The organism is Idiomarina sp. UBA4206, assembly GCF_002383015.1.
Taxonomy (GTDB): Bacteria; Pseudomonadota; Gammaproteobacteria; order Enterobacterales; family Alteromonadaceae; genus Idiomarina; species Idiomarina abyssalis.
Window position 1 is genome coordinate 1 of the sequence record NZ_DFTS01000031.1, and the last position, 6976, is coordinate 6976.

Genomic DNA, 6976 nt, shown 5'->3' on the forward strand with positions numbered 1-6976 from the left:
GCCCGCTAGCAGCAGTTCTATCGCACCAGCCAGCAGCAGTTCCAGTTTAGTCAACTCATCACTTTCCAGTTCATTCTCTTCAAGCTCTATCGCATCCAGCGCGGCAGCCATGCCACCGGTAGCATGGGTAGATACTGCGGTAAATAACACCGATGGCAACTATCTGGTCGCCAAAGATGAAGTTGTATTAGCACTACCCGAAGATTCAGGTAACACCAGTTTCAAGGAACAATGGAATGATCGCGATGGATTCGCACTCTACACCTTCGCCAAGGACGGCAAGGGTGTATCTAATTGCTCCGGTACTTGTCTGGCCAACTGGCCACCGCTGCTCGCTGGTGCCAATGACGAGGCCAACCATCCCTACTCGATTATCGAACGCAGTTTGGGGTCTACCACCACCAGCCGCCAATGGGCTTACCATGGCATGCCGCTGTATTTTTTCAAAAGTGACACTGCCGCCGGCCAAACCAACGGCAAGGCACTGTCCAACTGGCAGCTAGCGCGCCCGATTCCGGTGAGCCTGCAGAATGATGCAGCCAAGGGCGAGTTTTTGATTGGAAAAGGTTATCTCCTCAACAGCCAGGGGATGGCGGATCAAAGTAAATCCGGTTTCACTCTTTATACCTTCGCCAAAGACACCGCCGACCAAAGCAATTGTGGCGCTACGTGTATCGGTAACTGGCCACCCTTGTACGCAGCCGCCGAAGCGCAAAGCGCGGGCGATTTTTCGGTGATCACACGCAGCGATAGCAGTAAGCAATGGGCGTATAACGGCCATCCTTTGTACTTCTACGCTGGCGATAATGCCGCAGGCGAAATCAAGGGCGAAATTACCAACTGGTCACTGGCGACCACCGCAGTAAAAGCAGCTAGCAGTTCAGCGCCAGCATCTTCATCCACGGCCTCTTCATACACCTACAGCAGTTCATCTGCGGGTTATGGCTACTAGGAAATAACAATTACGGAAATGGAAAATTACCGTCAGACAGCTTTTATTTTGTTGTCCCTTTTTCAGCTAACGCTCACGGCATTACCGTGAGGGTTAGCTGATTTTTTGCTTTTTACGCGAGTTACTTACTACTACACATTATTTTCAAAAAGGATTACGTCATGTTGAAACACACCTTACTACTTGCAGGCGCGCTGCTGGCATTTAATGCCTCAGCCGATTTTTATGATCCACAAAATACCTTTTTAAAACGAGACTTACCCAACAATACCTACAATGGCACGACCGCGCTCAACAATTATCTGAATGCAGTCGTTACCCAAAGTTATAGCGGAGAAACACCGGCCACATTTACCCTGAGTAAATGGAAACAGTTCAATGGATTTACCGCAGGCAACACCCTCAACGCCCAGTATTTCAACTCCGGCGATCTCGGTCTGGGGCGCGATATGAATTGCGTAGCCCAACCACAATTGGAAGCGACGCGTGGCACTGGCGCCATGGCGTGCTTCGTGTCTAACTATGGAAAAATTGGTGGCGGTGCCGCCCACGCTTTTGCCGAGTTGGAGCGCGCGACCTCACCCACCAACCCTAGCAAAGAATTTGCGTCCGTGGCCATGGAATACCACCCTAATGCAGCGCGTAACAAGGTGCGTTTTTTTGTATTTGACTCCCAAAGCAATGGTGGCAAGTTAGTTACCAACTTAAAAATTGCGTTGGATAACAGCAATGGACAGGAACAACCTGGCCTGTGTATAGCGTGTCATGGTGGCACCCTCACCAACCCGAACGACCCGAATCAAATCAATATCACCAACGCCCATTTTTTGCCGTTTGACACTTTCTCGTTTGAATTTGCCAGCGCCGAAAAACGCGAGGCCGCGCGCCCGGTGTTAGATCAGATGAACAAGCTGGTTCATAAAGCCGAAAAAGCCACCTACGGACAGGGCTCAGCCGCCAATAAACAGATATGGCAATATCTGGAGGGCTCCTATACTCCGGCCATTACCGATGCCAACCCAATTATGGTTGACACTTATACCCCAGCCCCCTTTAACACCTCAGACAATGACAAAAACCTCTATCACACAGTCACTAAAAACTATTGCCGCAGCTGCCATATGTCATCTGACGTGGTGTTAGACCCCAGCCTAATGGTTAACACCTGTATTGATGGCGACATGCCCCATGCGGAAGTAAATGCCGCCAATTTGCGTCGTCATATGGAATATGTCGCTCATGATATGGAGCGTTATAGCGGTAATACCAATTGCTACAAGATGCCGCATTTAATTGATTTCCAAAGCGCTCTGCAAGCCAACAGCATGATGTTTGAAGATGTCCACTTGGGACACAACAATCTCGATTTGGAAACCTTGCTCTCGGGTGGAGAAATATTCACGCTCAATGGTATCAACAGCCAAACCATTACCACTGCAGATTCAATTACCGGCGTCAACAATCGCCGCAGTGTATTAAAGAGCAAGTCGCTTAACAGTACGCAGGGCTTTGTGCTCGCCAAAATGGATGACTTTAGCCGCGCCCCCAAGATCAACAAAGTAGAGTTATTGACCCACAGAACAGGTGGCGCTGGTAATGACCTTACTTTATATGCACGTAACTCGGCAAAAAGTGTTGTACTAACCCGCGCCGTCTCCAATGGCCAGAGTACGCCGGGCACCAGCGATTCCTTTTTAAAGTTCACGGAGAACCTCAGCAGTTCCAACGTGAACAACCTTAGTTTTATGATGCGCGCAAATCGGATTAGCTATTTTAACGGCCAATACCAATTCCCCGGCACATTTGAAGTAGATGACATCTCAGTCAGTTACGACGCTAAAATTCCGGGCGCTATCTATCAAGACTTTGAGAATAGCCAACAAATAATTCCTTTTAATGCGGCGCGCCTTTATGACCGGTTGAGTGATTGTTCGCCCCTCAGCGGTAGCATAGCTGGGCTTGGCAACCAGCTTAAAACCGAGGGGGATGCGGGGCGTTACTCGTATCACACCAATACTAAACTCTGCAAAGGCGATGACATCCATGTATTTATCGCGCGCAGCTACGGGGCGCTCCTGGAAATACCCAATGGCGTAAGTGGCCAATTGATGTTTGATTTTAAAATTAGCGACAAACTCACCCCCATTGGCCCCTCTTTCCTCGGCCAGGCAGCACAGCAGGGAACCCTGTACAAAAAAGATGGATATAGCTTTGGTCGGGTTAAACTGTCTATTAGCGGCGAGGTCAGCTTGCGTTTCTTAGTACAAGAAGCATCGGGAATAAACGGTGCTAAAATCCACGGTCTCGCCATCGACAATATGCGCTTCATACCCAACAATTAGTCGTTAAAACCAATCACTAAAAATTACCCCACCACTGACAGAGTGGTGGGTTATTCAAACAAAATAGCTACAAATTGTAAGCGTAATCCAAAAATACTTTTCGAATTGCTCCCGAATTATTGTCCGGTTCAAAGTGTGCAATCCGCAATGATAAATTGTGTTTACGGATAGGCCTGAACGCAATATCCAAATCCCACTCCTCGCCTATCGCGTGGCCGCGCACATCATCTTTGAAAAATAAATAGTGAGTTTCCAAACGAATTGGCGATGCGCGCCAAAGCACCCCTATTGATGCAGTACGCACTCCGGTGTTGGGTGTATTGCCAATCACGCCGGCCCAACCTTCAAATTTGTGGTTCGATCCCAGTGGGGTAATAAATGCTGCTCCGTCACTTTCACCGAGCACTTCATAGCGGGCGATAAATTCCACCGTTTCAACACCGACACCTGCATCAATTAAATAATAAGGCAGATGGTCGTGTCCCAATTTAAATCTATCCTGCTGTGCAGCTTCTAATTGCACACGGTATTTCACGCGATCAATTTTATAATTCACACTAACACTTGCACCGTAAGTCGCGTTAGACGCTGCGGGCATATCCAGATTGTCAATGCGATGTGCGTAGGCAGTCACGCGGGTGTAATCCCACTCATTCCATTCCACATGCGTTAAATGTGTGTGCTGTTGGTGATCGCCATAATTGGCCGCAGGGCGCGGCGGGGTTATGCCACTCGGTAAAGGGCCGCGACCAGGATTATTTTTATCCGCATCTTCACCAAAAATGCGATTGGCATTAGCGATGTAGCTGTAAGTAAAACGTGAATTGCTCGCCAATTTAAATTGGCTAAAAAGTGCATCAAAGGTTTGTTCATTTTGCCAAAAACCATTGCCACCCACAAAACGTTGGTTGTCTAAATTGATACGCTGACGCCCAAGGTGCAACAAAAACTGATCAGTATTGAGGATTGCAAAGGCTTGATTAAATTCGGTGCCTGGCGGGTCCTGCAGCAATGGCTGCCCGTTAAAACGCACACCGTCACTGTGATCGTCTTTAAACCTGCTGCTCACTGAATCCACTTCTACAAAGGTCGCAAAGATTTCATGCCACTGCGACTGCACATTGCCGCGCAATAAGAGCGATGCCGATTGGCCGCTATTATTCGCATCCACATTGGCATAGCGCACGCGGCTGCCCCAATCCCATGTATGTGTTGTTTCTGCTATCGCATCTGCGGCGACCAAGCTGCTGATTAAAACCGGTAAAAAAATCTGCTTCATTGTTGCTACTCTTCCTGATGAATTAATGTTGGCCACTATTGCCAATCTTCGGCGTTGCCATCATGCAAAAAGGTGACGCCCGTTATTTTGTCCATCTCTTCATAGAGTGGATCGGGCATGGGGTTCTGGCGTGCATCCATATAAGTCATCGCGGGCAGGTGGTAAATATCCACATGCTCCATGAGATTGTTAAACATATAGATTTTTTGCAGCGCAGGCAGATCCTGATAGGTGAAGGTTAAAATTCTATTGTCATTAATTTTTAGCAGTTTAAGTGCAGGCAATTGCTGCACACGAAAGTGTTCCAGCCGATTGCCAAACAGATACAGCTCTGCCAATGCGGGCAGCTGTGCAAGCCTTATCTGAGTAATTTGATTTTTGGCGAGATTAAGATGGCGTAAGTCGGGAAGATTACCCAGTTCTACCTGAGTGAGATTATTGTTATAAAGCGATAACTTTTGCAGTTTTACCAGCTGCTCTATACCCGCGAGCGATGTAATTTTTTTGGAGTGACATTCAATGCTGGTGATTTGGTCCAACGCTTGCCATTGTTTTTTACTGATGATATCCCGCACACAGTCGGTTAAATTGTGGTCAGCAAAAGTTAAATCTAACGCCTGCGCCGATTGCCCAGATACGAACAAGACAATCGCTAATGAAAATAATTTTTTAATCATGCTCAGCCCCTTTCCTTGCATAAAAAAATGCGCCGCTTTTATTGCATTTGCCTTTTACGGCAGATGCAAGTTGAGGCGGCGCATTATAAGAGCTAGTGCAGGGACTGTTGTGAAACAGATCCCTAAATTGATTTTTCTGTTGTCGCCAGCAACACACAAACTCCCTTGGCAATAATGATTTCGCTGGGTTCGTCCAGAGGGGACCCGCCCACATCTTCCTCGGTCAGAAGCAAATGCGATGCATCCTTAATTAAACGCAATTGCGCAACACTGAGCGATAAGTCCACAGCATCCGTTGCAGAAAACACACCCAGTGGGCGGATTTGTCCATCGCGTTTGGATATCGCCCAGAGCTGGAGATCCATGTCCGGTGCAATCTCTACTACACCCCATTTCAGCCACAGCTGTTCGCCACCCGCAGCCGTAAGCACCGTCAGGCTTGGTGCGCCACGTTCATCGGTGAGTACTGCTACATAATCAGCATTGGGCAACAAAGGGCGCTCGCTCAGTACCCAAACAAACAAAGCGAATTCCACAAGGCTAAAGGCACTCGCTCCCTGCCAGAACCACCGCAACCAGAAGACGGGTTGCAGCGTAGAAGTGCGATTAAGGCGCGCGCTGATGTTGCCCCAAGTATTGTCTGCCGGTTTTAATGCTTGCTCCCTATCACTTAATCGCATCAATTCCTCTTCCCAGTAATTCACCTGCGCCCGTAACTCCAGATCGTTAACCAGCCGCTGAGCAAACCGTTTGCGCTCGCCGCCGCGCATGACACCAGTGACATAATCAAATGCCAGCTGCGGCTCATTTGGGCTTGCAGTTGTTATTTGGCTTCCAGACATAGCCTTAACCTCTCAGCGCCGCGATGCAGCCAGGATTTAACAGTATTGGTATTGGTCGATAGTGTTTGGGCAATTTCTTCACGCGAGTATCCCCGCAAATAGGCCAATTCAATACTGCGTTTAATGTTATCGCCCAAGGTAGTCCGGCACTGGTGCAGATGAAACCTGAGCTGGCTGGCGCCGACACTGTGTTCAGGTTCATCGCCACCCGGAAAGTCTTCCTCTTCATTAATAGCACGCGTATTACTGTTGTTTCGCATCTCTTTATCAAGCCTATCCAGCGCTCGATAACGCGTCCTACTGGCCATCCAGGTCAATGGCTTAGCGAGATGCGGGCGGTAACTGGCGGCGTTATTCCAAATCTGTAAAAACGCCTCCTGTAACACCTCATTGCTTAACTCTTTAGATTTGAGGATGCGCCAAGCGAGCGCATTCAAGTAGGGTCCAACTCGCTCAAATAGCGCTTTGAGCGCGGCTTGGTCGCGCAGGGCGCAACGGGCGATGAGGTTGATCAATTCATCATCGGGATTTTCAGTCGGGGGAGTCATCGGCGGGATTTGTTCCTTACTCTGTGTATTTGATCCAATTTACGAATTAATAGCCAAAAAGTTGCAGATGTCATATCAAACTTTACGTGCCACTTCAGGTTTTCTACGCGCCATTTCAGGTTTAGTGCGCACCACTTCAGGTTTTCTGCTCAAACTGGTGCGACCGGGTTTGGCGATTTGGGGAGTATAAGCTGGTGGCAGGCCGCAGTCGCTACAACACAATTGTCTACCTCAGACACAAGTGTTTTTCACTATTACCGCTAATAAATAAGATAAAGGTATTCGCTATGTTTAAACTCAATCGCTGTACCGGCGTGCTCTTTGCGCTCGCTGCTC

General features: G+C 48.4%; 6 protein-coding genes. 2 read left to right on the forward strand and 4 right to left on the reverse strand.

The genetic code is table 11. The features are described 5' to 3' along the window. Positions 1-109 precede the first annotated feature (109 nt). Both B3180_RS06425 and B3180_RS06430 read left to right on the forward strand, forming a co-directional pair. A complete protein-coding gene (locus B3180_RS06425) occupies positions 110-952 on the forward strand; it encodes a hypothetical protein (RefSeq protein WP_286843614.1) in 843 nt (280 codons plus the stop codon). Positions 953-1113: 161 nt separating this feature from the next. Beyond that, positions 1114-3294, forward strand: coding sequence for a hypothetical protein (locus tag B3180_RS06430; RefSeq protein WP_286843616.1), 2181 nt, complete (start codon positions 1114-1116; stop codon positions 3292-3294). Positions 3295-3361: 67 nt separating this feature from the next. Here the strand turns inward: B3180_RS06430 and B3180_RS06435 are convergent, their stop codons facing one another. The 4 genes from B3180_RS06435 to B3180_RS06450 all read right to left on the reverse strand — a co-directional run bounded on the left by B3180_RS06435 (position 3362) and on the right by B3180_RS06450 (position 6640). Continuing rightward, entirely contained in the window at positions 3362-4573 is a 1212-nt protein-coding gene (locus B3180_RS06435; protein WP_286843617.1) for a hypothetical protein, read from the reverse strand. Between the two features lie 35 nt (positions 4574-4608). Continuing rightward, positions 4609-5250 carry a leucine-rich repeat domain-containing protein gene (locus B3180_RS06440; protein ID WP_286843618.1) on the reverse strand — a complete coding sequence of 214 codons (642 nt, stop codon included), beginning with the start codon at positions 5248-5250 and terminating at the stop codon, positions 4609-4611. A 122-nt stretch (positions 5251-5372) separates the two neighbouring features. Beyond that, entirely contained in the window at positions 5373-6092 is a 720-nt protein-coding gene (locus B3180_RS06445) for an anti-sigma factor (protein WP_286843620.1), read from the reverse strand. Continuing rightward, positions 6074-6640: an RNA polymerase sigma factor gene (locus B3180_RS06450; RefSeq protein ID WP_286843621.1), complete on the reverse strand. Its 567-nt coding sequence runs from the start codon at positions 6638-6640 to the stop codon at positions 6074-6076. Before B3180_RS06450 ends, B3180_RS06445 begins: the two co-directional genes overlap by 19 nt. Positions 6641-6976: the final 336 nt, after the last annotated feature.

Bases quoted from the DNA above. Each gene is read 5' to 3' on its own strand.
- B3180_RS06435 (WP_286843617.1), bottom strand. From the start codon at position 4,573: ATGAAGCAGATTTTTTTACCGGTTTTAATCAGCAGCTTGGTCGCCGCA.
- B3180_RS06445 (WP_286843620.1), bottom strand. From the start codon at position 6,092: ATGTCTGGAAGCCAAATAACAACTGCAAGCCCAAATGAGCCGCAGCTG.
- B3180_RS06430 (WP_286843616.1), top strand. From the start codon at position 1,114: ATGTTGAAACACACCTTACTACTTGCAGGCGCGCTGCTGGCATTTAAT.
- B3180_RS06450 (WP_286843621.1), bottom strand. From the start codon at position 6,640: ATGACTCCCCCGACTGAAAATCCCGATGATGAATTGATCAACCTCATC.
- B3180_RS06425 (WP_286843614.1), top strand. From the start codon at position 110: ATGCCACCGGTAGCATGGGTAGATACTGCGGTAAATAACACCGATGGC.
- B3180_RS06440 (WP_286843618.1), bottom strand. From the start codon at position 5,250: ATGATTAAAAAATTATTTTCATTAGCGATTGTCTTGTTCGTATCTGGG.